19 protein-coding genes and 2 pseudogenes are annotated in these 24,058 nt (G+C 53.0%); 1 reads left to right on the plus strand and 20 read right to left on the minus strand.

Going from position 1 to position 24,058, the window contains the following annotated elements:
• Nucleotides 1-48: 48 nt before the first annotated feature.
• The 20 genes and pseudogenes from QDI87_RS04470 to QDI87_RS04565 form a co-directional block, all read right to left on the minus strand.
• Complete coding sequence (locus tag QDI87_RS04470) at nt 49-1,578, minus strand: acetyl-CoA hydrolase/transferase family protein (protein ID WP_278742336.1); 1,530 nt, start codon at nt 1,576-1,578, stop codon at nt 49-51.
• A gap of 197 nt (nt 1,579-1,775) precedes the next feature.
• A complete protein-coding gene (locus QDI87_RS04475; RefSeq protein WP_036374397.1) occupies nt 1,776-2,405 on the minus strand; it encodes a redox-sensing transcriptional repressor Rex in 630 nt (209 codons plus the stop codon).
• A gap of 604 nt (nt 2,406-3,009) precedes the next feature.
• Nucleotides 3,010-4,332: pseudogene (locus QDI87_RS11705) on the minus strand (O-antigen ligase family protein); the annotation flags it as partial.
• Nucleotides 4,333-4,357: 25 nt separating this feature from the next.
• Nucleotides 4,358-5,662: a bifunctional folylpolyglutamate synthase/dihydrofolate synthase gene (locus QDI87_RS04485; RefSeq protein WP_055160054.1), complete on the minus strand. Its 1,305-nt coding sequence runs from the start codon at nt 5,660-5,662 to the stop codon at nt 4,358-4,360.
• 17 nt (nt 5,663-5,679) lie between these two features.
• Nucleotides 5,680-8,358: a valine--tRNA ligase gene (locus tag QDI87_RS04490; protein ID WP_278742337.1), complete on the minus strand. Its 2,679-nt coding sequence runs from the start codon at nt 8,356-8,358 to the stop codon at nt 5,680-5,682.
• A gap of 361 nt (nt 8,359-8,719) precedes the next feature.
• Nucleotides 8,720-10,138 (minus strand): diguanylate cyclase domain-containing protein, encoded by a 1,419-nt coding sequence (locus QDI87_RS04495; protein ID WP_255240511.1) that lies wholly within the window; start codon nt 10,136-10,138, stop codon nt 8,720-8,722.
• Between the two features lie 300 nt (nt 10,139-10,438).
• Nucleotides 10,439-11,737 (minus strand): fused HPr family phosphocarrier protein/2-hydroxyacid dehydrogenase, encoded by a 1,299-nt coding sequence (locus QDI87_RS04500; RefSeq protein ID WP_278519791.1) that lies wholly within the window; start codon nt 11,735-11,737, stop codon nt 10,439-10,441.
• 640 nt (nt 11,738-12,377) lie between these two features.
• Nucleotides 12,378-13,607: an RNA-guided endonuclease InsQ/TnpB family protein gene (locus QDI87_RS04505; RefSeq protein ID WP_278742339.1), complete on the minus strand. Its 1,230-nt coding sequence runs from the start codon at nt 13,605-13,607 to the stop codon at nt 12,378-12,380.
• The gene (locus QDI87_RS04510; RefSeq protein WP_278742341.1) at nt 13,567-14,202 is read right to left on the minus strand and encodes an IS607 family transposase; all 636 of its coding nucleotides are present in this window, start codon (nt 14,200-14,202) and stop codon (nt 13,567-13,569) included. Before QDI87_RS04510 ends, QDI87_RS04505 begins: the two co-directional genes overlap by 41 nt.
• A 570-nt stretch (nt 14,203-14,772) precedes the next feature.
• A complete protein-coding gene (locus tag QDI87_RS04515; RefSeq protein ID WP_278742342.1) occupies nt 14,773-14,898 on the minus strand; it encodes a hypothetical protein in 126 nt (41 codons plus the stop codon).
• Between the two features lie 81 nt (nt 14,899-14,979).
• On the minus strand, nt 14,980-15,519 hold the full coding sequence (locus QDI87_RS04520; RefSeq protein WP_278742345.1) for an IS66 family transposase: 540 nt from the start codon (nt 15,517-15,519) through the stop codon (nt 14,980-14,982).
• 620 nt (nt 15,520-16,139) lie between these two features.
• Nucleotides 16,140-18,803 carry a DEAD/DEAH box helicase family protein gene (locus QDI87_RS04525; protein ID WP_278742346.1) on the minus strand — a complete coding sequence of 888 codons (2,664 nt, stop codon included), beginning with the start codon at nt 18,801-18,803 and terminating at the stop codon, nt 16,140-16,142.
• Nucleotides 18,804-18,807: 4 nt separating this feature from the next.
• On the minus strand, nt 18,808-20,286 hold the full coding sequence (locus tag QDI87_RS04530) for a site-specific DNA-methyltransferase (RefSeq protein ID WP_278742348.1): 1,479 nt from the start codon (nt 20,284-20,286) through the stop codon (nt 18,808-18,810).
• Between the two features lie 55 nt (nt 20,287-20,341).
• Nucleotides 20,342-20,836: a site-specific DNA-methyltransferase gene (locus tag QDI87_RS04535; RefSeq protein ID WP_278742350.1), complete on the minus strand. Its 495-nt coding sequence runs from the start codon at nt 20,834-20,836 to the stop codon at nt 20,342-20,344.
• Between the two features lies 1 nt (nt 20,837).
• Nucleotides 20,838-21,227: a hypothetical protein gene (locus QDI87_RS04540; protein WP_278742352.1), complete on the minus strand. Its 390-nt coding sequence runs from the start codon at nt 21,225-21,227 to the stop codon at nt 20,838-20,840.
• Nucleotides 21,228-21,323: 96 nt separating this feature from the next.
• Entirely contained in the window at nt 21,324-21,584 is a 261-nt protein-coding gene (locus QDI87_RS04545) for a hypothetical protein (protein WP_278742354.1), read from the minus strand.
• A gap of 81 nt (nt 21,585-21,665) precedes the next feature.
• Nucleotides 21,666-22,151, minus strand: a pseudogene (locus QDI87_RS04550) (N-acetylmuramoyl-L-alanine amidase family protein); the annotation flags it as partial.
• Nucleotides 22,148-22,327 carry a hypothetical protein gene (locus QDI87_RS04555; RefSeq protein ID WP_278742358.1) on the minus strand — a complete coding sequence of 60 codons (180 nt, stop codon included), beginning with the start codon at nt 22,325-22,327 and terminating at the stop codon, nt 22,148-22,150. The pseudogene QDI87_RS04550 and the gene QDI87_RS04555, both read right to left, overlap by 4 nt.
• A 3-nt stretch (nt 22,328-22,330) precedes the next feature.
• Nucleotides 22,331-22,531 carry a hypothetical protein gene (locus QDI87_RS04560; protein ID WP_278743396.1) on the minus strand — a complete coding sequence of 67 codons (201 nt, stop codon included), beginning with the start codon at nt 22,529-22,531 and terminating at the stop codon, nt 22,331-22,333.
• Nucleotides 22,532-22,564: 33 nt separating this feature from the next.
• Nucleotides 22,565-22,732 carry a hypothetical protein gene (locus QDI87_RS04565; RefSeq protein ID WP_278742360.1) on the minus strand — a complete coding sequence of 56 codons (168 nt, stop codon included), beginning with the start codon at nt 22,730-22,732 and terminating at the stop codon, nt 22,565-22,567.
• A 113-nt stretch (nt 22,733-22,845) separates the two neighbouring features.
• Between QDI87_RS04565 and QDI87_RS04570 the strand changes: the two genes are divergently transcribed.
• Nucleotides 22,846-23,895, plus strand: coding sequence for a Fic family protein (locus tag QDI87_RS04570; RefSeq protein ID WP_278742362.1), 1,050 nt, complete (start codon nt 22,846-22,848; stop codon nt 23,893-23,895).
• Nucleotides 23,896-24,058: the final 163 nt, after the last annotated feature.

The following is a 24,058-nucleotide window of genomic DNA, read 5'->3' on the forward strand; positions in this document are numbered from 1 at the left end:
TATTGTGCACTATTTCACCCAAAATTGCAAGCTGATACTAAATTCTGGTCACACCTTTCCTGTATCTTCCTGACTCTCGCGCTTCATGCTGCCCGTCTCCAGATAGCGCTGGTGGAACGAGAAGGCCTCATCGAGGAGGTGCGGCGTGTGCGCGTGGTTCGTCTTCGCGTCGGCGCGCTGGAAGTAGTCGCGCAGCATCGGGCGGAAGTCGGGGTGCGCGCAGTTCTCGATGATCTCCTTGGCGCGCTGGCGCGGCGACTTGCCGCGCAGGTCGGCCACGCCCTGCTCCGTGATGATGACGTCGACGTCGTGCTCCGGCTGGTCGACATGCGAGCAGAATGGCACGACGGCCGAGATCTTGCCGCCCTTGGCCACCGACGGCGTGTAGAAGATAGTCAGGTAGGCGTTGCGCGCGAAGTCGCCGCTGCCGCCGATGCCGTTGATCATGTGCGTGCCCGCGATGTGCGTCGAGTTGACATTGCCGTAGATGTCGACTTCGACGGCCGTGTTCATCGCAATGACGCCGAGGCGGCGGATGACCTCCGCGCTGTTCGAGATCTCCTGCGGGCGCAGGATCATGTACTTCTTGTACGTCTCGATGTCCTTGAAGAAGCGCGCCATGCCCTCAGGAGACGGCGAGAAGGCCGTGCCCGAGGCGAAGTTGAGCTTGCCCGCATCGATGAGGTCGAGCATGCCGTCCTGGATGACCTCCGTGTAGACCGTGAGGTCGCGGAAGTCCGAGCGGACAAAGCCCGCCGTGACGGCATTGGCGACATTGCCGACGCCCGACTGTATCGGCAGCAGGTTCTTCGGCATGCGGCCAGCCTTTATCTCGCGCTTGAGGAAGTCAATCGTCAGGTCGGCCATCTGCTGCGCCGTCGCGTCGAGCGGCGCGAGCGAGCGCGTGTGGTCTGCGATGTCGCACGGCACGATGCAGCGGATCTTGTCCTGCGGGCACGGGATGTACGGCGTGCCGATGCGGTCGTCGACGCGCACGATCGGGATAGGCAGGCGGTTCGGCGGGTCGAGCGGCAGGTAGACATCGTGCATGCCCTCGAACTCCAGCGGCTGCGCGTTGTTGACCTCGATGATGACGGTGTCGGCCGTCTGCACGAACGAGGCCGAGTTGCCGACGGCCGTCGTCGGGATGATGTTGCCTTCCTCCGTGATGGCGCAGGCCTCGATGACGGCAACGTCAAGGTTGCCGAGGTAGCCACAGCGCGAGAGCTGCGCGACCTCCGACAGATGGATGTCGATGTAATCGACCGTGCCGTCGTTGATCTGGCTGCGCAGCACCTTGTCCGTCTGGAACGGCAGGCGTTTCTTGATGCCGTGGACCGAGGCGAGCGCTTCATCGAACTCCGGGCCCGTCGAAGCGCCCGTCATGATGTTGACCGTGAACGGGTCCTTCTTCATGCGGTCCGCGAGAGCGAGCGGCACCGCCTTCGGGTAGGCTGAGGATGTGAAGCCGCTCGTCGCAAGGGTCATGCCCGGCTTGATGAAGTCTGCCGCTTCCTCCGGCGTCACGATCTTGGACTGCAGCGCCTTGTTGCGCACACGATCGAGGATATCTACCATGGAAAAACCTCCTTGTTTCCCTTTGCCCAGAGACGCACTCCGGGCCATTCCATAAAAATGGATCATCGTCTTTGTGTATCGTTTTGGCATCGATGATAATGCCTATGTATCCTGCTTCTTACTATTCTCGCTTTTCTCCCGAGTTCCTGCCTGACAGCAAAAAAGCACGCCCTTAGAGCGTGCTTCTTGCTTGACGGTCACATGCGCGTGATGTGGTACGAGAGGCTGCTGAGCCCAATCGAGAGGTCTTCGTTGACGATGTGCATCGTCTCGGGGACCTGCATCTTGATTGGCGCGAAGTTCCAGATGCCCTTGACGCCGGCCGCGACGAGCTGATCGGCCACGCCCTGCGCAAACGCTGCCGGCACCGCGATGATGCCGATCTGGATGTTGCGCTGCTTGACGATGGCCTTGAGATGGCTGATGTCCTCCACCTTCACGTGGTTGACCGTGCGGCCGATGACATTCGGGTCTTGGTCGAAGAGTGCGACGAGGTTGAAGCCGAGCGTCACGAAGTTCTGGTAGTTCGCGAGCGCGACGCCGAGGTGGCCGATGCCGACGATCGCGATGTTCCAGTGATTGTCGAGGCCCAGGATCCCGCCGATGTTGCGCTTGAGCTCATTGACGTAGTAACCGACGCCCTTCTTGCCGAACTGGCCGAAGGACGCGAGGTCCTTGCGGATCTGTTCCGGCGTGATGCCGAGGCGGCGGCCGAGCTCATCCGACGAAACGATGTCGCGGCCCTCGTCCTGCAGGAGGCGCAGGGTGCGGAAGTAGAGCGGCAGGCGGTCAATGGTCGCCTTTGATATCGCGTTCGTTTTCTTCATGGCTGTCTGCCTCCTTCGCTTTCTTCTTCTCTTCTGCCTTCTTCTCAGCTTTCTCGCCATCTTCTGGCTTTCCGGCTGTCTCTGCCTTCTCTTCCGTCAGCTCCGTCTGTTCCGTCTGTTCCGGTCTGTCTGGCTCAGGAGATGCAGCGTCTTCAGCAGATCCTGCAGTGTCAGCACCTTCCTGCTCCGGCTCAGATGCCGGCGTTTCGGCCTCAACTTCGCCCTTCGGCGCTGCGGCAGTCTCTTTGGCTGCCGCTTCTGCCTCAGCCGCTTCTTCTTCCTGCTTGCGCTGCTCGAGCGCCTTGCGGACTTCTTCAGCCAATTCGTCCATCGGGTCGAGCGGCTTCTGCGGTGCTTCAGACGCTTCTGGCGCGTCAGCCGTTTTCACCGGCTCAGGTGCGCTGCTTTCGGCAGTCGTCTCGGCCGACTTGGAGTCGGACGCCGCTTTGGCCGCTCCCACCGGCTCGACCGGCGTCTCGCGGTAGAGCATGCCGTGGACTTTCGCCTCGACCTTGCCCTGCACCTTGTCCTTGGCCTCTTTGGCGTTCTGGACGGCTGTCGCGCGGAACCTTGCGAGGAATTCATTGCCGCCCGCCTTCTTCTCCGCGGCCGTCTTCTGCGGGCTCATGCACGAGAGCACGCCCGCGAGGGCCGCGATCATCCAGAGCAGCATCGATGACGGGATGTTGAAGAGCAGATCGTCCGTCAGGCCGTTGAGCGCGACGGAGAGCACGGCGAGGCCGATGCCCTGGCTCAGGCCCGCGAGGATGTCACTCTCCTCCCAGTCGGTCCAGAGGCGTTCCCAGCGGAAGGCGCCGCGCAGCTTGCGCACAGGCATTTCCGGGAAGTGCGTGCGCAGTGCCATGATCATCGTGCCGAAGAAGAACCAGAAGAACGCGACGGCGCCCGGGATGCCGATCTCTGCCATGTAGTTGAGGTAGATGTTGTGCGCATGGACGATGAGCACATTGGCCCCCTGCAGGTAGAAGTCGTACTCGGGGTAGACCATCCAGTAAGCGCCCCAGCCGATGCCGAGGAACGGGTGGTCCTGGATCATCGCGACCGTGCTCTCCCAGAACGCCAGGCGCATCTCCGTCGAGGTGTCCACCTTCGTAAAGACGGACGTGATGCGCTCGTAGAGCATCGGGTCAACGGCGAAAAGAAGCGCGATGACGACGACACAGGCGGCGAGCACGCGGCGGTCACGGAGCGCACCGTAGCCCGCGAGGATGACCGCAATGACGAGGCAGGCGCCGCGCGCATACGTCATCGCCAGGCAGGCCGCTGCCGCGAGCATGAACGCGCCCAGGAGGATGCGGCGCTCGCGGTTACGGCACTTCATGAAGAGGCCGAAGGCCAGGCAGATGAGGATGTCGAGGTAACCCGCGAGGATGTTCGGGTTCTCCCAGGTCGAGAAGACGCGCTTGCGCAGCTCTGGGAAGGCATCGCCGTCCACCCACTTCATCGAACTGATGTCAATGCCGAACAGGAACTGATAGTAGCCATAGAGCAGGACGATGACAGCTGCCGCGCAGGCCATGCGCAGGATGGACTTCATCTGCCAGGGCTCCCGGACGTTCTGCCCGATCAGGAGATACGTCAGCACGTAGACGCCGACGAGGTTGTAATAGTTGTAGAAACTAAAGCCGCGGTCCGGCGAGGACAGCACCGACAGGGCGCTGATGGCCACGAAGAGCACCGCCGGCACGTCGAAGCGCAGGTGGCGGAAGTGGAAATCCTTGTCCACGTAGAACCGCAGGGCAGTCCCCGCGATGCCGACGAGCAGAGCGACTGTCGCCGCGCCCGGCGAGAGCGGCAGGAAGAACACCTCGGCCAGGAGGCCGTACCAGGCAATCGCGCTCGCGCGCCGCTTCCAGCGGCCTTGTGCGAGGGCCCGGCGCTTCTCGCGGATGTGCGCGCCCGTCAGGTTTGTCTTATCCTTCTTCATTTGCTCACCCCTTCCGCTGCAGCAGCATCTCGCGGACGCCGCCGACGAGGTACAGGGAGCCCGCGATGACGAGAAGCTTCTCGCCGTTGGCGAGCTCCAGCGCGCGGTCAAGCGCCTCTTTGTTCGCCTCGAAGGCCTCGACATGCTGCACGGCCGGCGCGACGCGGCGCAGGAGGTCGGCAGCCGAATCGGCGCGCTCCGACTGCGGCACGGTCACGACGACTGTGTCGTTCGGCCGCAAGAGGATGTGGAGCATCGCATCGATGTCCTTGTCCTTGAGGATGCCGAGGAGCAGTACGCGCTCCTCGGCGGGAAAGATCGCATCGAGGCTAGAGCGCAGCGCCCGCATGCCGGCCGGGTTGTGAGCGCCGTCCACGATGACGGTCTGCGCCCCGAAGTCGAGCCGCTCAAAGCGGGCCGGCCAGCTCACGAGGCGCAGCGCCTCCGTGACCGTCTCCATCGTGAGGCGCGCGTCAATATTGTGCAGCAGGCGCAGGGTCATCAGGGCCACCGCGCTGTTCTCGACTTGATGGACACCGAGCAGATGCAACTCATACGGCTGATGATCGATGCCCAGAAGCTCCGAGCTGAACTCAAGCTGCTGCACGCAGCCGTCGCAGCTGATGAACTTCGAGGAGAAATCCTCGCCAGCCACGAAGATGTCGGCGCTCTTTTCCTCGGCCACCGCGCGGATGACAGAAAGCGGCTCCCCCTTGGCGGCCGTCACGACGGGCACGCCGTCCTTGATGATGCCAGCCTTGTTCTCCGCGATGCTCTGGAGCGTGCCGCCGAGCTTGTCGGCGTGCTCCATCGTGACATTCGTGATGACCGAGACTTCCGGCGTGATGACATTCGTCGAGTCGAGCGTGCCGCCGAGGCCGACCTCGATGACGGCATACTCGACCTGGCACTTGGCAAAGTAGTAGAAGCCGAGCGCTGTGAGCACTTCAAACTGCGTCGGACACTCCGCGCCCTCTGCGAGCATCAGGTCGATCTTCTCGCGGATGACCGTCATGCCCGCTGCAAAATCCTGCTCACTGATATTCTGCCCGTCAACGCGGATGCGCTCCGTGTACGAGACGAGGTGCGGCGAGCTGTAGAAGCCCGTGTGGATGCCGCTGCGGCGCAGCGCTCCCTCGACCATCGCCGAGACAGAGCCCTTGCCGTTCGTGCCCGTCACATGGACCGTGCGATAGCGGTCCTGCGGCCGGCCGAGCAGCTCGAGGAGCCGCTCGATGCGCGTGAGGCCCAGGCGGATGCCAAATATCTTGAGCCCTTCCAGATAAGAAATGGCTTCCTGATAATTCATATCGCGTCGCTCCATTCTCAAAGCTTGGCGAGGTCCTGGATGCGTCCCTCGACCGCCTGCTTCTTCTCCTCATAGCCAGCGAGCTTCTCGCGCTCCTTGGCGACGACAGCCTCCGGGGCCTTCTTGAGGAAGCCCTCGTTGCTGAGCTTGCCCGAGAGGCGCCCTATCTCCTTCTCGAGCTTATCGAGTTCCTTCTGCAGGCGGGCCGTCTCCTTCTCGACGTCGATGAGGCCCTTGAGCGGCAGGTAGATCTCGACACCGCCGACGACACCGGCCATGGCGTTCTCCGGCTTCTCCGCATCGTCTGCGAGCAGCGTGACCGGCTCAGCAGCAGCGAGCGCCTTGAGGTAGCCCTCGTTCTCCTCAAAGACCGGGCGCAGGCTGCTCTCCGTGAAGTGCAGCATGACCTCGCTCTTGTGGCCCGGAGCCGCGCCGACCTCGGCGCGCAGGTTGCGGACCGTCTTGATTGTCTCCATGATGGCCGTCATCTGCGCCTCAGCCGCATCGTCGCGAAGCGAAGCGTCAGCCGCCGGCCAGTCCGCGATCATGATGCTCTTCCACTGCCCATCATGCGGCACCTTCTGCCAGATCTCCTCCGTGAGGAACGGCATAAAAGGATGCAGCAGGCGCAGCGTGTGCTCGAGGACGTACGACAATACGTAGAGGGCCGTGTTCTTCGCGCGCTCGTTCTCCTTGTCGTAGAGGCGCGCCTTCGTCAGCTCGATGTACCAGTCGCAGAACTCGTTCCAGATGAACTCGTAGATCATGCGGCCGGCCTCGCCGAGCTCGAAGTTATCGAGGTTCTTCGTCACGCCCTCCGCCGTCTTGGCGTAGCGCGAGAGGATCCACTTGTCGGCCAGCGTGAAGTCGCTCGCCTCCGGCTTGAAGTCCTTGTCGAAGCCCTCGAGGTTCATGAGCATGTAGCGCGACGCATTCCAGATCTTGTTGGCGAAGTTGCGCGCACTCTCGACGCGCTCCCAGTAGAAGCGCATGTCGTTGCCCGGCGTATTGCCCGTGATGAGCATGAAGCGCAGCGTATCGGCGCCGTACTTCTCGACGACTTCGACCGGATCGATGCCGTTGCCGAGCGACTTGCTCATCTTGCGGCCCTGGCTGTCGCGCACGAGGCCGTGGATGAAGACATGGTGGAACGGGATGTCCTTGCCGAACTCCAGGCCCATCATGACCATGCGAGCCACCCAGAAGAAGATGATGTCGTAGCCCGTGACGAGCGTCGCCGTCGGGTAGAACTGCTCAAGCTCCGGCGTCTTGTCCGGCCAGCCGAACGTCTCAAACGGCCAGAGGCCCGAGCTGAACCACGTGTCGAGCACATCCTCATCCTGGTGGATGTGGTGGCTATGGCAATGCGGGCATTCCGTCAGGTCCGTGCGCGAGACGCTCGTCTCACCGCAGTCATCGCAGTACCAGGCCGGGATGCGGTGACCCCACCAGAGCTGGCGCGAGATGCACCAGTCGCGGATGTTCTCGAGCCAGTTGATGTACGTCTTCGTGAAGCGCTCCGGCACGAACTGGATGCGGCCGTCCTTGACGGCTTCGATGGCCGGCTTGGCAAGGCTCTCCATCTTGACGAACCACTGCTTCGAGACGAGCGGCTCGATCGTCGAATGGCAGCGCGAGCAGTGGCCGACGGAGTGCTCATGCTCCTCGACCGAGACGAGCACGCCCGTCTCCTCGAGCTCCTTGACGAGCGCCTTGCGGCACTCGTAGCGGTCCATGCCCGCGTACTTGCCGGCACCCTCGAGCATCTTGCCCGTGTTGCCGATGACCTTGATCTCCTCAAGGTGATGGCGCTGGCCCATCTCGAAGTCATTCGGATCGTGAGCCGGCGTGACCTTGACGGCGCCTGTACCGAATTCTTTGTCGACGTACTCATCCGCAAACAGCGGGATGCGGCGGCCGACGACCGGCAGTATGAGCGTCTTGCCGACGAGATCCTTGTAGCGCTCGTCGTCCGGATGGACGGCGACGCCCGTATCGCCGAACATCGTCTCCGGGCGCGTCGTCGCGATCTCAACGTACTTGCCCGGCTCGCCCTCTACCTCATAGCGCAGATGCCAGAGATGACCCTGCTCCGTCTCATGCTCGACCTCGATGTCCGAGATGGCCGTATTGCACGACGGGCACCAGTTCGTGATGCGCGTGCCCTGGTAGATGAGGCCTTTTTCATAGAGGCTGACGAAGACCTCGCGGACGGCGCGGCTGCAGCCCTCGTCCATCGTGAAGCGCTCGCGGTCCCAGTCGAGCGAGGAGCCGAGCGAACGCAGCTGGAACATGATGCGGCTGCCGAACTTCTCCTTCCAGTCCCAGACGCGCTCGAGGAACTTCTCGCGGCCGAGCTCATAGCGGTTCGTGCCCTCCTCGCGGAGCTTGCCCTCGACCTTTGCCTGCGTCGCGATGCCGGCATGGTCGCAGCCCGGGATCCAGACCGTGTTGTAGCCCTGCATGCGGTGGTAGCGGATCAGGATGTCCTGCAGCGTGTTGTCGAGCGCGTGGCCCATGTGCAGCTGGCCCGTGACATTCGGCGGCGGGATGACCATGCTGTACGGCTTCTTGCTCTTGTCGACCTCTGCGTGGAAGAACTTGTTCTTCTCCCAGAACTCATACCACTTCTTCTCAAACGACTGCGGGTCATAAACCTTCGGGATGTTGTTCCCGAGCTCTTCTTTCTCTGGCATTGTAATCCTCCTCATAAATAAAGCGCTTCCGTCCCAAAAGGACGAAAGCGCCTGCCTTCGTGGTACCACCAATCTTCTCACGCAGCCCATGCCGCGTGACTCTCGCGTTAACGCCGCCCACGTCCCCGCCTAAGCAAAAGCCTCAGCGAAGCAACTCCGAAGCGACCTTCCGCATCCCCCTGCCAGGACTCACACCAGCCGTCCCGTCTCTTTGCCAGGGAAGATCCCTACTCCTCTTCGTCATCGTCTTTGCGTATTTCACATTATGGAAGTTATCTTATCACAAGAAGCCCTAAAATGCAATGCAAAGCATTCAAGACAAGGCAATCGTCCGACAGTCCGACTGCGCTCCCGGATGGCGTCAGTCCGCGGTTGGCAGGCTTTTGGCGGCCATGCGGCGGAAGGCGTTGAGGTCGTGGCGAGTCTCGCGCTTCTTGCCGCGGCGGTTGTAGTACTCGACCTTGTCGCAGTACATGCGCTGGTCGGTCTTTGTGATGGCCCTTTCGAGGTGCGCGGTGTCTGCCACCCATTCGCTGCCGATGGCAATGGACAAGTCGGTCTTGCCCGCGGCCAATTCGCGCAGGCGGCGGACGCTCGTCTTGAAGTCGAGCTCGGTGACGAGCGGCACGAGGACGAGGAACTCGTCGCCGCCAATGCGGTAGGTGTTCTCGAGGCCGTAGCACTTCGTCAGCAGGCGCGCCGCCTGCCGGAGCGCCGCATCGCCCGCCTGGTGGCCGAGTGTGTCATTGATCTCCTTGAGGCCGTTGACATCGGCGTAGACGATGCCCACGCTGCTCGAGTACTTCGTGAGGAAGTCAATCTTCTCCATGCAGGCGTTGCGGTTGTGGAGGCCCGTCAGGGCGTCATGGCGGCTCGCGTGCTCGAGCTCCACCATGAGGCGGTGGTTCGTGATCTTCGACGAGATGAAGTACGACACCGTCTCGAGGATGGCGACCGTGTTGATCATATCGCTCTTCTCGTAGTTATCGGCGCCGAGGTAGCCGATGATCTTGCCATCGTGGTAGATCGGCGCATCGATGATGCGCTCGATGCCCTGGCGCTTGAGGTTCCAGTAGTCGACGGGGTCGTCCGCCTTGAGCACTTCGATGTCCTCGATGATGACGCTCGTCGCGTGCTTGAGGAATTTCTCCCAGCCGCCGATGTACTGCTCGTAGTCGAGATGCTGCAGCGTGTCGATCTCCGGCGCGACGCCCGGCGCGCACCACTCGAACGTGTTCGAGACGGTCTTGCCGTCCGTCTCGAGGATGTAGAGCCGGTCCGGATGCAGGATGCGGCTGAGTTCCTGCAGCGCGTGATTCATCGCCACCTCATAAGCCTCCTCGCTGCTGAGGATCTTTGAGATGCGCAGGACGATGTCCTTCGTCGTGAACTCGCGCTTCATCTCCATCTGCCTCTCACGGTCGATGTCGACATTTATGAACGTGTACGCGACATACCCCGGCTGCTTGAGCGGCATGATCGTGAAGTCGAGCCAGTGCCCAATCTCTGGCGCATAGATGCAGTCATGGATGACCTCACCATCCAGGCTAGCCTTCGCGCAGTACGTCATCCAGATCGGATTAGCACGTTCATAGCAGGACAGGAAACGCTGTCCCAGGAGCTCCTCAGGCCCCACACCTGCCATCTCACTGTAGATCTTGTTGACATAGACATACTCTGCATCCTCGACTGTCCTGCCATCTTCTGCAAAAATCAGCTTGTAGACTGCATACGCCACCGGAACATCGCTGTAGATGTCCGGCATCCAATTCTTCTCCATCGTGATCACCTACTACCTATCACGACATGCTCTGCACACTCTACAAAACAAGCCGTACTATTTTTCTCATTTCATTCTAACACTATTCGCCAACCTTTGCACATTTTTTTACGCCCAAGCCCCCGCGAAACGCCCGCGCAAGGATCGACGGCTTCATGCTGTCGAAGCCTGCCAGCGCCGACGCTGCCGACTGCCGTCTTCTCCCCTGCCAAACCTCACGCAAGGTTTTGGCAAAAAAAGAGAGGGGCATGTGCCCCTCTCCGTAACATAAAAGTTAGAGATCAGAATCTGTGATCGTGCTTATTTCACCTCAGCAGCACCGAACGGACGGCCCTCGTTGAAATTGCGGGCGTTCTCCATCGTCACCGTCGCGATGGCCTGCAGGGCCTCGCGCGTGAAGAATGCCTGATGGCTCGTGAGGATGACCTGCGGGAACATGAGCAGACGGCCCGTGACATCCTCCGTCGGGACGTCGAAGCTGTGGTCCGTGTAAACATTGGCATCCTCGCCCTCGTAGACGTCGAGCGCAACCGCATGGAACTTGCCCTTCTTGAGCGCGGCAATGAGCGCTTCCGTATCGATGAGGCCGCCGCGTGCAGCATTCGTGAGCATGACATCGTCCTTCATGAGGGAGATGGCCTTCTCATCAATGAGATGATACGTGCCGCCTTCGCCCATGATGAGCGGTGCGTGAATGGAGATGAGGTCAGAGCGCTTCAGGACCTCTTCCTTCGAAGCATAGGTGAGCAGCCCCTCTTCCTCGAGCTTCTTGTTCGGGAATGCATCCCAGCCGATGACCGTCATGCCGTAGCCCTTGCAGATGCGCGCCATGCACTGGCCGATGCGGCCCGTGCCGAGGATGCCGGCGACCTTGTTGTGGAGATCGACGCCGAGCAGGCCCGTGAGGTCGAAGTTGTTGTCACGCACCTTGTTGTATGCCTTGTGCAGGCGGCGGTTTGCAGCCTGCAGCGTCGCCATGGCATGCTCTGCCACTGCGTACGGGGAGTAAGCCGGTACGCGCAGGACCGTGATGCCGTACTCGGCAGCGGCCTTCTTGTCGACATTGTTGAAGCCGGCGCAGCGCAGGAGGATCAGGCGGACGCCGCCGTCATGCAGCTGCTCGATGACAGAACGCGGTGCCTCGTCGTTGACGAAGATGCAGACAGCGTCATAGCCGTTGGCGAGATGTGCCGTCTCATCCGTCAGGCGGCTCGAGAAATACTTGAGTTCGACGTTGTACGTGCCCTCGCCCTTGTCCTTTGCGAGCTCGCTGAAGTAGAGACGGTCATAGTCTTTCGTGCCGAAAAAGGCAACCTTGAGGACAGAGCCCTTCTTCTCCTTCGGGCCCATGGCATCGAAAACAGCCTGGATCTGCTGTGCAGCCTCTTCCTCATCGGGGCCGTCCACGGTGACATTGACCGTTGCGCCTTTCGGAGCGTGGAGGTTCAAGATCTCCAGCACGTTGTTGCCCTGGGCAGTCTCATTATCGACCTCGAGCGTCACCGCCGCCCGCAGGTTGCTGCATGCCTGCGCGATCTGAGCTGCGGGACGCGCATGGATACCGAGTGAGCACTTCACGACGACTTGGAATTTTTTCATTGATAAGATCCTCCCCAAAAAATGCGGTACATTTATCGTATTGCTAATACGATTATACGACGCCGCGCGTGTGAAAGCAATAACATATTTGCAGTCCTCTGCACTTTTTTGAACGACTGTTACCGAGATTGGCTAGTTGTGACTGCCTGATGGGTATCCCGTGAACCTCCACCCTGTCCATAACTCTGTGGATTTCCTGTGGATATCCTGTGGATAAATCGCGGCAGGTGTGGATAATTTGACGAACTGTCCCGGTTTATGGTTCAGGATATGATCAGTCCGTGTCCGCCCTGTGTTCCTATATGACATAGTAAAAAGCCGCAATCCGTTGGCGCACAAGGCTTCCGAGCTCCTCTAAGACAAGACAAAGCAAAGACAAAGAAAGAGTAACGTAGTAGCGAGCAAGCGCTCAGCGACGACGCAGCCAGCACGGGATGTCACGCCCGCTACGATAAATCTGTAAATATCTATTTTATACTATACAAATTTACACTTTGAATGTCTTCACAAACATCCTTCCTGTTTCATTGCGTCCGATTTTGCCCTGCCGAAGCAGGCAGCTACTTTCGTTTGATATAACGCTCCACAGGCTTAAATTCCCCAGTAGCGATAGGTACATATCTAAGTGCTTCTCGAAATGTTAAGCGATCTCAGATTTAAAGTATTTTGCAAGATTGATTGCCGCATTCAGGTCACGGTCTATCACATGGCCGCAAGCAGGGCAGATGTAAGTTCTGTTGTTCAGCTTGAGGTCTTTCTTGATATGACCGCAATGAGAACATGTCTTCGAACTTGGGTAGAAGCTGTCCGCAAAAACAAGCTGGATGCCGTACGGTTCACATTTATACTCCATCTGACGGCGAAATTCGTAGAATTTCTCGGACGCAATTTCTTTCGCGAGATACCTGTTCTTCATCATGCCCTTGACATTCAGGTCTTCCATGACGATACGCGATGGCTTGTTTTTCACGATCGCGGCAGTCGTCTGATGGATATGATTCTCCCGAATGTTTTTCAAGCGGCGATGAAGCAGGATTATCCTTTGCCGCTGCCGTTCAAGATTCCGGCATTCTCGGATTGGCCGTTTCCAGATAGGCCTGCGGCCCGGCCTTTTCTCGTTCCGCTGTACGGTTTCGTAATGGTCGATGTTGGCTGTAAACTTCCGGCTCTGCCTGCGCTGTTCGCGGCGGAGCTTTTTTTCAAGGCGGTGTACTTCCTTTGTTTTGTTGATGTTTTTAAACACCGTCTTTTTTCGTTCGCCGAAAGCATAGCAGACAGCCAGTTCTTTTACGCCAAGGTCGATCCCGATGGAATCTCCAGTCAATTCAACATTCAGCCTGTCCGGCACCTCATAGCCAAAGCCGATATACCAGTATTTGCCATCAAACGAAATCCAAGGGGTCGAATAATGACAGCCCTTCGGAATCTTCGGCAATGGCTCAGCAGTCCTCACGAAACCGATTTTCTCACCGTGAAAGCCGCCATTTTTGCGGGTAAGGCTTTCATAGTTCACATAAAAACGCGGCGTGGTTCTGCGCTTTGTCTTGAATTTCGGTCTGCCAGCAGCACCGCTGAGGAATTTCTTCATGGCACGGTCTGCTTCCTTGACTGCCTGTTTCATGACATTGCTGCCGACTTCTTTCAGCCATTGGTGCGTTGTCGGTTTGAGCTGATTGTTGATTTCCTTGCGGATGACGCCCTCAGAAATGCTCTTCTTACCTTTTCTACCGTTGGCGAGATAAGTCTTATACTGTTCCTCGTTGCGAGCGAGGAAGTAGTTGTACGCCCATCTCGATGTGCCGGCGCCTGAACAGAAAAGGATTTCCTGTTCAGGCGTCGGCAGAAGCCGGATCTTCTTCCCTCGAAGCATTTTGTTTCACCTCTTCAATCAGTTTCTTCGTCTTTTTTGACCGTTGACCGCAAAGCCTGTTGGCAAAAACAGTAATGATTTGAATCAAGTCATCCGTCAGCTCTTGCTCTTTGCTTTGTTCGGTCTTGTCGATAATTTCGATTTCCACGTGATTGATGGTGCACAGATACTCAATAAGTTCAAAGCCGAACCGGACAAGCCGGTCTTTGTAAAGGATTACGACTTTGGAAGCCTCTTGATTATTAATTTTTTCAATGAGCTTGCGCAAGCCTTTTTTCTTGTAATTAATACCAGAACCGATGTCCCGGATGATTTCAAATTCATATCCTTTGGCATACATATACGCTTTGACGTTTTCAACCTGTTTCTCCAAGTCGTCTTTCTGTGCCGGCGTCGATACACGGCAATAGCCGATTACCAGATTGCTTTGGCTTTCTTGATGAGAAAACTTTTTTAATTGCTCCGCAGAATAATATCTCGTTCCGCCTTTGGATACATACGTAGGGACAAGTTCTCCCGTTTTATGCATCCGCCTTAATGTTGTTGGGGTTAACCCAACTTCTCTTGCAAATGTGCCTATGCTTATGAGTTTCATCTGTTTCACCTCCTGCTTATATTATAACAAAAGATGAGCAGATATGCAGTATTATATTAGATATTTATAGATTTATCTTGTTCACCATAGGACGCAGCTCCCATGGCAGTCTTGCTGTCACCAGCAGACCTCTCATGCTTTCACATGAGCGCAGACTATATCTTCACCCTTTTTTTAGGGGCAGTATTTTTCTTCCGCCATTGGCTTGCGGTTTTACTCTCCCTCTAGGAGATAGTCGTTGGGGGTCTCCCATGCAGCATACTTTGCTGTTTAGGGCTTTCCCTGCTAAACACCCATTGTCTTAGCACTTAGGGCGAACGTTTCTGGCGTGTCACGCTTTGCCTTTCGCCAGCACTGATTCGTTTTGTTTCACCTTATGCCATCCTCACGTTTTTTCTGCTTTCGCACCAAGCAGTTTGCCGTTTCCAGCTGCTGTTTCGGTGTGAGGCTCTTAAGGATTAAAAGCATTTAACACTGAGTTCGCACCAGTTTTCCTGATACGAAGGGTATTCTGTCGATAAATTTTTACAGATATTTATCTGTTTGAGTAAATATCTGGCAACAGTTTAGTTACCCAAGTTCCCCGCGGAACGCTCTCGCGAGGATTGACTGCTTCATGCTGTCGATGGCTGCCAGCACCGACTCCGCCGACTGTCGGACTTCTGTAAGCGCTAAATCACCTGGTGTATAATTCATCGCCTTGATGGTTCACCCTTTCGTTGTCGCTGAGGCACATATCAAAAAAGCTCCGCTGAGGAGCAGTGGAGCTTTGATGGTTCATTTGCAGTTTTGCTGGATGGTCTCGTTCCATGGCAGGACGTCGTCGAGGTGCTCGGGATGCCGCTGGATGTCAGCATTCGTCAGGTGCTCGAAGAGGTACTTGAGGTACTGGAACGGGTTCAGGCCGTTGGCATTGGCAGTCTCGATGATGCTGTAGACGGCGGCGCTGGCCTTGGCTCCTTTCGGGGAGTCGCTGAACAACCAATTCTTGCGGCCGATGGTGAAATTGCGGATGGCGCGCTCGCAGATGTTATTCGAGAGCGCAGCGTTGCCGCTTTTCAGGAAGGCCTGGAGCGCTTCTTTATGGCTCAGGGAGTACTGGACGGCTTTGCCGAGTTTGGATTTCGGCAGGACTTTCAGCTCGATGTCCTGAAGCCATGCGAAATAAGCCTCGATCTTCTCTTTTTCAAGCCGGAGACGCTGTTCTTCGCGCTCTTCTTTCGTGAGCCCTGCAAGCCCTTTGTCGATGGACTTCCGCATGTCTGTATAGCCGCAAGCCAGATAGATATGTTCCGCCGTGAGTTCTCGGATTAGCATGATGAGAACACGTCCCTTAGGATACAGAGAGTCTGTCACAAAAGTTTTGGCGGCGTATCTTCTGTTACCGTGATACGTGTTGTCCCACAGGAGATCTCCAAAGCTGGCTATAGTGATTGCGCTGGTTGAGAGGACGGCCTTGTGCACTTCTAATGAAACGAAGTGAACCTCTTCCTGCGATGCGGATTCGGGTGGCTCGGTCAGTGCCGAAGTTGATTTCTGCACGGCGACAATATGCCAGGCCGGAAAGCCCGCTGGCCCGTTGCTCCATGATGATCTGCGTCCACTTCTGAACATTATGATGATGTTTTGCCTGACGAACTGACGTCATACGGATACCCCCCTGCGTCCACCGAGGCACATACCGCCGCTTCTGAGGATTACCGAATTTACCGATTTTCCCGGACTTCCCGAGATTCCTGAATTTCCTATATTTCCTCATATTACCAAATTTCTCGGCGCGTGCCTTAATGCATTCATGTGAGACCATTATCCCACAAGGCGGAGAGAGAGTATATACACTGTATTATTTAGCGCTTACAGAACAGCTATCGTTAAGTACTATGAAGGCAAAAAAATACGGATGCCCGTGATGAGCATCCGATTTTTATTACTTGCACTTAATGAACCACTAATTCATTCGGTATTCCGTCTTCTTTAGAGCTTGTTCCTGACGAACCATATGCAGAAATCAGGCTCTGCATCTCTTCATCAAACTCTTTCATACGAGTATCTTGATTGAAAAAGTGCAGTCCCCAGATCCTATACTGATTATTATCAACGTATGTTGTCACTGAAATTGCTTCTGCTTTCATCTGCAGCAGGAAATTCTCTTTCCACTTATCTTTTTCAAGAAGCATAGTTCCCTTCGGCTCCACGAATATTTGTAGCTGCTCGAATCCATCCGTTTCTGGCCGCTGAAGGAATATTACATAGTCCGGCTCGAAACGCTCTCCATCTTCAAATGAATAGAGGTGGAATTCCCGCTCGTTTCTTACCAGATATACCTTGCTGTATACTTTTCGTAGCTCCTCTACATAATCACGAAAATATGCAACAAACGCTTTTTCTTCGGAAGTTCCGAAGTTATCGGTATAAACAAACCAATCTTCCTGAGACAAATCTATTTTCCATTTCTCCGGGACAGACGAATCATTCTGAGAGATACCCACGCCACCATCATGTGGCTCAGTGTAGTTGACTGTTTTATTACGGAATACTTCACGAACACGATGTGCTCTAAACTTTTTTGTTCCCCAATATGTTTCCTCTATACCAGAAATCGAATCACTGATCTTCTTAAGCGTATTGAAGACCGCCTGGTACAACACATTGACAGCTGGTTTTTCTTCAGGACAATGGATATCAATTCTTACTTTCCCAAGATACTCATCTTTTGTAATGAACTCCCTCGTAGAGTGGACATTGGGAAAATACGATTTCAGTATATTGAATCTGAAAATCGGATATTTCATCATAGCTTTGTTAACAATGGCATAGTTAATACTTGCTATTTCTCCGATAGTCATGTGCACAGTTTTCAGATTGCTCACTGTATAATCATTGCCATCTTGTCCTTCCAGCATAATCGCATCCAAACCAGAACTGCCTGAGGAGCACGTATAGCTATAAAGAGCATCACGAACATTCGGCTGAAGTCCGAATACTTCTTTACGACTCTTAACTTCACGGTCATTTATAAAAATCAATCCATCTTGATAGAGCGGGTCTGTCTTAAAATCTTCTTTAAGTACATATTCCCTTTGAACAATTTTATCTGTATCAAGTCCAATCTCGCGAAGAGCCTGATGAAGCTCTGTCACGTATCGATGATCGTTTTGGCAATGATAGAAAAGCGTCTCGCAAACCCTCATCTCATTTGTTATATCGTCGTCATATTTTCTCTGATATTTCGGCTGTTCCGGATCTATCTGGAACGGGCAGTACCTCGCACCACGTCCAATCAGCTGAGCCTCAGCAATTGTTGCCGGGGATATTTTTCTTCCGCTTGACTGACGAGTTTCATATAAACGAACAATATCAAATAGATTAAGGACATCCCAGCCCTCATCTAGCTTCTTGACTTCAAAAATCGCTCTGTATGGATTATCCGCATCTTCCAAAGAATTCAAGAGAATCTGCTTATTTTTGGCATCCTTATCATCATTTACAGAAACACAATGCGGTTCCGCAAAGTCATCTCGTAGTTCTGCAGCGAGCGTATCCGCAGAGATGCCATTATCTGTAAAGTAAGTATAGGCTTTTTTTATAACAGGATTATCCGTTGAAGTGAAAAGCTCCAGCAGTTTATTCCCTGACAGATGACTTATTATATCGATGAAAGATGCCATGAACTCTTTGCTATCAGCAATCTTCGCTGCTTTGAACAAAACGACAGGCTTTATAGCCAACCGGTGATCCTGAAACACTTTCAAACGATACTGGCTTAGTACCAATGCCTGCAAAGCGCGATCCATCAGCGGCAGATCAGAGCGGAGTGTCACAATATCCTTTGAATATCTATCCTGATAGAAATTTGGAAGCGGATAATTGAAAATAATCTTGTTTTCATAGGCAGCTTTGATAGCCTGATTTTCAAGGTCACATGTCGCTGTAAATTCAAGCAGCACATTACCAGGGTTCCTACTGAATATATTCTTTACGGTCTGTTCCCATGAATGATAGCTATCAGATTCTGCCGCCGACATTTTCTTTTTCGTGTCTACATTCAAATGGTGCGCTTCATCAGATATAAGCACAACTTTCTGATTGTCAAAATCATCAAATGACATCCCATTTTCCTTTGTCATCCACATATCCATATGGAGCCCCTGAGTGCTTGAAAAGCAAATATTAATCTTATCAGGATCAGAAGTTTGGAAATTGCTCACTTCTTGGATGACAACTCTTTCTCCATCAATAACAATCTCATCATTGAACAGATATTTTGTCGAAGAAGCATCGAGAAAGTTCACTTTCGTCTTTTCCACAATATTGGATAAGTTTACAAAGAACAAGAAATTTCGATATCCCCGCTTATAAAGATAGAGCATAAGCCCTGCCATTATCAGAGTCTTTCCGCTTCCTGTCGCCATATGAAACAAGGTCTGAGACGGATTCTGACGCAGATTTCCTTCAAAATAAGTGACGAAATTCTCGAAAGCTTTTTTCTGATAAGGGCGAAGTTCAAAATTTGGATTGATATTTTGCTGTATGTATGATGGTATTTCCTTACCTACTCCCGCTTCGCGCAGGACATCCATCTTATTATATAAAAATGCCATGCGCTTAGACCTCCTTGTAAAAGCTTCTTGTAAATGCCTTGTCCGCCTTAGAAATTTCGAAGTCCTCGTCATCCATGTCACAATAATTCACATAGAGCAGATTCTTGTCTAAAAGTTCCATCAGAAAGCGCTTCTGGTCATCAAGGGAAAGCGATTCAAAATCTGAAGCCGTAGCTTCAATATCCGCCGGATCCACCTTGCAGCTAATGAATCCACTCTTTACCATACGGCTGTAGATGTCCTTAAGAACAGTTGTTTTCGAAGCAACTTGAATCTCATCCACGAAGTTCTGATTGAGCTTTGCAAGCTCACAATAAACAAATGATCCGCCGCCGTTCCATCCAACTGTATTAGAAATACCAGAGCGATCACCTTTAATTACATTTTCTAATCTGGTGATACTATCGTTGTTAGCATAATCAAGCTGTTCGATTCCAATATATCTTCTATTCATTTTATGCGCAACTGCAGCCGTTGTTCCTGATCCCAAAAAGAAATCCAGCACTAAGTCTTTCTCTTCTGTTGAAATAGAAATGATACGCCTGAGTAGCTGCTCCGGCTTCTTTCCACGCTTGAGTTTTACTCCTCCTTCGTTTGCTAAATCGGCTTTTGGTATCTCTCCATGAGTCCAGAAATCTGACATTTTATTGGTTTTCAATGCCTTAAGTTTAATCCCCTTCTCGACTGCCTCTCTGTTAGTATTCAGCCACGCAAACAGCTGTTTTTTATAATAATAATTCGTCACAACTTTCCCCTTTGATTTTCCTCTACTGACTAAATACTCTACAGAGTATAGCTCATCATCGTCAAAAGAATTTATGATATCCCACTGGAATGTATTTTCATCTTGAGGAACATTTAATCGATAAATATAATCATAATTTTTATCATAAATATCTCGAATCTCATCTTCTCTTTTTGAGAAGTTTCTGAGAGAAATCGACTCAATTTTATAATTCTTATGTTTGTATATTTTTATTTCCTCACCTGTTGATTTTGATATAAAAGTTCTATACAATTCCTTTTGTCCAACAGTTCGCAAAATAGAATTATATCTCTGCATATGCTTTTTTTCCAAAGGTACTGCCGTTTCCATATCATGAGCAGAAAAAAGCGATTTATCTTTTGCAAATACTGTGATGTATTCTGTTACGTTTACAACAAAACTTCCCCCTTGTCCTAATCCTGCCACACCTGAACGCTGATACGCTATTGTTGAAATAAAATTGCTTTCACCAAAAATGCCATCCATCAATACTTTGAGATATGCCTGCTCGTTATCATCGCACTGCACATAAATCACTCCATCAGGCCTTAATAACTTGTGAGCCATTATTAACCTATTTTTCATAAAAGCAAGCCATGAGCTATGATTGAAATTATCATTATAGCCAAAACTATCGCTGCCAGTGTTGTAAGGTGGGTCAATATAAATGCACTTTACTCGTCTCTCATACCGCTTGAGCAACGAAGCCAGCGCCAAAAGATTATTACCTTTTATAATAAGGTTATCATCATCACGAAACTCCGTTATATGTTCATCTACCCCCCCCCGAGTGGACACGTTTCACATTCACCAATACCTTTGGATAAAGAAGCCGGTCAATTTCATCAGGAGCAAGTGTCTCATTATAGAAAATCTCCGAACGTTTCTGATCCTCTTTCGTCTGTCCACCCTCGAGTACACAGTCCTTGTACGGGAATACAAGTTCAACCTTTCCGGAAGTCGTAATCATATCGCCATTTTCGTCAATAAGACCAATCTTATTTTTGAAACGGGTATAGCTATCTGGTAAGAATTCACGGTTGTTAATCACCCATGCAAAGCCAACTTTGTCAAAAACAAAGACGCCATCGACCTCGGTAAAAAAGCGAGCTTTCGTCTCATCATTTGAAACAAGTAGATGTATCAGATCCTTGTCCATCTGCATCGCCGCCTCATAGACAGAATTACGCAGAAATGTCCCATTTTCAGCAAAAAATCGCTTGTCCTGTTTAAGGACATCAAGAACAGTGGCAAAAAAGTTCTTCATATCAATTCTCTCCATCTTCCATAAAAATTTCAGGTCCGTTGTACCGTATTTCTACGGTGTTAAGTTGTACCAGTTCATTCGAGCTTTCGAGCAACACCTTCAGCAGCAGTTTTGCATTCTTTGCCGAATTTCTTATGTATTTATCGGTAAAGCCAGTGTATGGAGGACATGTCCTCCATACACTGGCTTTACCGTCACTTTCTTTCACAGGCATATCCAAAAAGCCTGAATTGCTACTATCTAGCTTGCGTTGGAGTTTATTCCAGACACAGTCAGAAATGAGCCTGTGCTCCTGAGCACGGATGATAATCATCATTGTGAAGTTCGGCAAATATTTTGAACAGGTGTCCATTTCAATACGCTGATGAAACTGGCTAAATAATTTTGGCATGCTGCCTAAAAGGTGTAAGGTGCTGTATAACTAATTTAGTATAACACAAAAAGCCGGTACAGAACATCCTTCCCGATGTCCCATACCGGCTTTTTCTCATGCAATCTTCTGTTTTACATCAGCCACGATGGCTTTGACCACCTGCTGCATCAGGGTGATGTAGAGGCGGTTGCGGATTTTGCCCCACCAGCTGGTGGTGGCCTGGATTTCCACTTTCAGCGGGTCCGTGAGGTTCTTCATCTGGGCTTCCACCATCTTCTGGACGTCATCCAGGTCGATGGGACTTGATGGCTGCTTCGGCTTCGCTCCTGGCGAAGGATACGACGGCATCGGCAACGGCTTTCTTGATTTCTTCACGGTTCATGGTCATTTACCTCCCAGGATCAGCTGTTCATAATCTGTCACTCCCCTGGCGACAGCTCTGGCCAGGGCCTCCTAGGTATTGGCAAGGATATCTTCATCGCCGGGATTGGTGATGAAGGCCAGCTCGACCAGGACGGCTGGCATGTCGGTGTTCGTGAGGACATACAGGCCGTTGACGCCGGGCGTGGCAATCTTCACGCCACAATCTGTCGTATCCAGGGCATCGACAATCTGGTTCTGGATGCAGTTGGCCAGCATGCTGCCACGGTAACTTCCGGCGCAGGCCCAGGTTTCTGTGCCGTTGGCATCCTCGGCTTCGGCGGCATTGCAGTGGATGGACACGAAGATGTCGGCATCACTGGCATTGGCGGCCTCGCAGATTTCCTCCAGGCTGTTGGACTGGAGCAGTTCTGTTGCTACTCCTGCCGCATTCAGGTAACTTTCCGCAGATTGACCGACGGCCAGGGCCACGTCACATTCACGCAGACCGCTTTCACTGTTGACGGCTCCCGGGTCGGGATGCCCGCCCAGCGCATGACCGGGATTCAGGAATACTTTCATGGTTTTTCTTCTCCTTTCTGATGAATGGCGGACTTCACGGTGCAGCCGATGTAACCGAGAAGCCCTGATGCAATGGACATGGCCAGCTCGTTCAAGGCATAAAAAATCGCCAGGATCAGTGCTGTTACCAGACCGATGATGACGATATAGTCGGGAATATTCACTTTTTCAAACATGCCTTACACCGCCTTCGGCGTGACAGTCACAGCGCCATCCTCGCGGACGATATCGAAATCCTCCATGGCCAAGATGCGGTCAGCTGCTGATAAGATGGATACGCCGCTGTAGCGGCTCCTGCCTTCACGCCGCCGCTTGATTTCTTCCTGCACCCAGTCGAAGACCTGCGGGCTGATGATGGCTTCGTGGGTAAGCAGGGCCATCTTGTCCGACAGGCCGGAAATCTTGCTTCCCGTCTACTGGATGTGTTCATGCTCCGTCAGCTTGTCCGACAGGCCGCTGACCGATTGTTTCACCGCCGCCATCTGGGTCTTCATGGTCCCCAGGCTGGCATTGACGCTCCGCACCGTGGGAATGAACAGATCCCGCAGCCGGATAGCGACATCAATGGCGTTATTAGCCATGCTGTTTCACCTTCCTTTCCATCATCCGCCTTATTTATCTGCCTCATTCTCTTGTTATCTGCCTCATTTCATGCTAAAATGTGGCAGATAACAGAAAAATGAGGGAGATTTTTATGCGGACATTTAACTACTCGCAGGAAATACAAAATTTACTGACACCTGAAATCGTCCAGCTTCTCACCTGTATCCATGAACACAAGGGACGGCAGGATTTATTTCTGGAGGCAAATACAGACGAACTGAAAACACTGGTAGACGTTGCCATGATCCAGAGTACAGGGTCTTCCAACCGTATCGAGGGAATCTTCACCAGTGACAAACGATTAGAAGCACTGGTCAGCCAAAAAGCTGAACCGCACAATCGGTCTGAACAGGAAATTGCCGGATATCGTGAAGTACTCGCCTTGATTCATGAAAATCACGACTATATTCCCCCTGCCCCTAATGTCATCAGGCAGCTCCACCGAGATCTGTACTCTTACTCAACAGGAGCCATTGGAGGAGACTATAAAAACACAGATAACGTCATTGCGGAAACAGATGCACAAGGGCATCAAAAGACCAGGTTTATTCCCGTTCCTGCTTTTCAGACAGCTGACGCTATGGATTCTTTATGTCAATCGTTCCAGAATGCCTGGCAGGAAAACATCATAGATAAATTGCTGCTGACTCCCATGTTCATCCTGGATTTTCTCTGCATTCATCCATTCAATGACGGAAACGGACGGATGAGCCGGCTTCTGACACTCCTTCTTTTATATCGTGCCGGCTACATCGTCGGGAAATACATCAGCCTGGAAATGCTGATTGAAAAAACGAAAACCACTTACTATGAAGCTCTTCAGGCAAGTTCTTTCGGCTGGCACGAAAATCAAAACACCTATGCTCCTTTTGTGAAATATTATTTGGGCATCATCATAAAAGCATATGATGAATTCGAAGACCGGATTCAATACTTGGTAACCAAAAAGATTTCCAAGCCAGACCGTATCAAGGCCATCATTTCCCAGACACTAGGAAAAATCAGCAAAAAGGATCTGATGGAACGCTGCCCGGATATCAGCCAGGGAACTATAGAACGCACTTTGTCCAGTCTGGTAAAAGAGGGCTATATCATCAAAGTTGGCTCTGGTCCGGCCACAGCATATATCCGCAAGCGATAAAAAGACAAGCAGCTTACACTATGGTGTGCACCCCGTCAATAGGACACGAAAAAAATAATGGATTTGCGGTTCGCCTGAATGGCAAGCCGCTTTTTCTATGCGACAAGATAATGGTTAACGCCGGTTCAAGTCATCGCGTATGCGGCGGACGACAAGAGCCCCC

This window comes from Mitsuokella jalaludinii, assembly GCF_928722185.1.
In the GTDB taxonomy this organism is placed as follows: domain Bacteria; phylum Bacillota; class Negativicutes; order Selenomonadales; family Selenomonadaceae; genus Mitsuokella; species Mitsuokella jalaludinii.

Bases quoted from the DNA above. Each gene is read 5' to 3' on its own strand.
- QDI87_RS04490 (WP_278742337.1), bottom strand. From the start codon at position 8,358: ATGCCAGAGAAAGAAGAGCTCGGGAACAACATCCCGAAGGTTTATGAC.
- QDI87_RS04500 (WP_278519791.1), bottom strand. From the start codon at position 11,737: ATGAAAAAATTCCAAGTCGTCGTGAAGTGCTCACTCGGTATCCATGCG.
- QDI87_RS04475 (WP_036374397.1), bottom strand. From the start codon at position 2,405: ATGAAGAAAACGAACGCGATATCAAAGGCGACCATTGACCGCCTGCCG.
- QDI87_RS04495 (WP_255240511.1), bottom strand. From the start codon at position 10,138: ATGGAGAAGAATTGGATGCCGGACATCTACAGCGATGTTCCGGTGGCG.
- QDI87_RS04565 (WP_278742360.1), bottom strand. From the start codon at position 22,732: ATGGCTAATAACGCCATTGATGTCGCTATCCGGCTGCGGGATCTGTTC.
- QDI87_RS04525 (WP_278742346.1), bottom strand. From the start codon at position 18,803: ATGGCATTTTTATATAATAAGATGGATGTCCTGCGCGAAGCGGGAGTA.
- QDI87_RS04555 (WP_278742358.1), bottom strand. From the start codon at position 22,327: ATGTTTGAAAAAGTGAATATTCCCGACTATATCGTCATCATCGGTCTG.
- QDI87_RS04470 (WP_278742336.1), bottom strand. From the start codon at position 1,578: ATGGTAGATATCCTCGATCGTGTGCGCAACAAGGCGCTGCAGTCCAAG.
- QDI87_RS04540 (WP_278742352.1), bottom strand. From the start codon at position 21,227: ATGCCAAAATTATTTAGCCAGTTTCATCAGCGTATTGAAATGGACACC.
- QDI87_RS04510 (WP_278742341.1), bottom strand. From the start codon at position 14,202: ATGAAACTCATAAGCATAGGCACATTTGCAAGAGAAGTTGGGTTAACC.
- QDI87_RS04520 (WP_278742345.1), bottom strand. From the start codon at position 15,519: ATGCTAATCCGAGAACTCACGGCGGAACATATCTATCTGGCTTGCGGC.
- QDI87_RS04560 (WP_278743396.1), bottom strand. From the start codon at position 22,531: ATGGCCCTGCTTACCCACGAAGCCATCATCAGCCCGCAGGTCTTCGAC.
- QDI87_RS04485 (WP_055160054.1), bottom strand. From the start codon at position 5,662: ATGAATTATCAGGAAGCCATTTCTTATCTGGAAGGGCTCAAGATATTT.
- QDI87_RS04505 (WP_278742339.1), bottom strand. From the start codon at position 13,607: ATGCTTCGAGGGAAGAAGATCCGGCTTCTGCCGACGCCTGAACAGGAA.
- QDI87_RS04535 (WP_278742350.1), bottom strand. From the start codon at position 20,836: ATGAAGAACTTTTTTGCCACTGTTCTTGATGTCCTTAAACAGGACAAG.
- QDI87_RS04570 (WP_278742362.1), top strand. From the start codon at position 22,846: ATGCGGACATTTAACTACTCGCAGGAAATACAAAATTTACTGACACCT.
- QDI87_RS04515 (WP_278742342.1), bottom strand. From the start codon at position 14,898: ATGAATTATACACCAGGTGATTTAGCGCTTACAGAAGTCCGACAGTCG.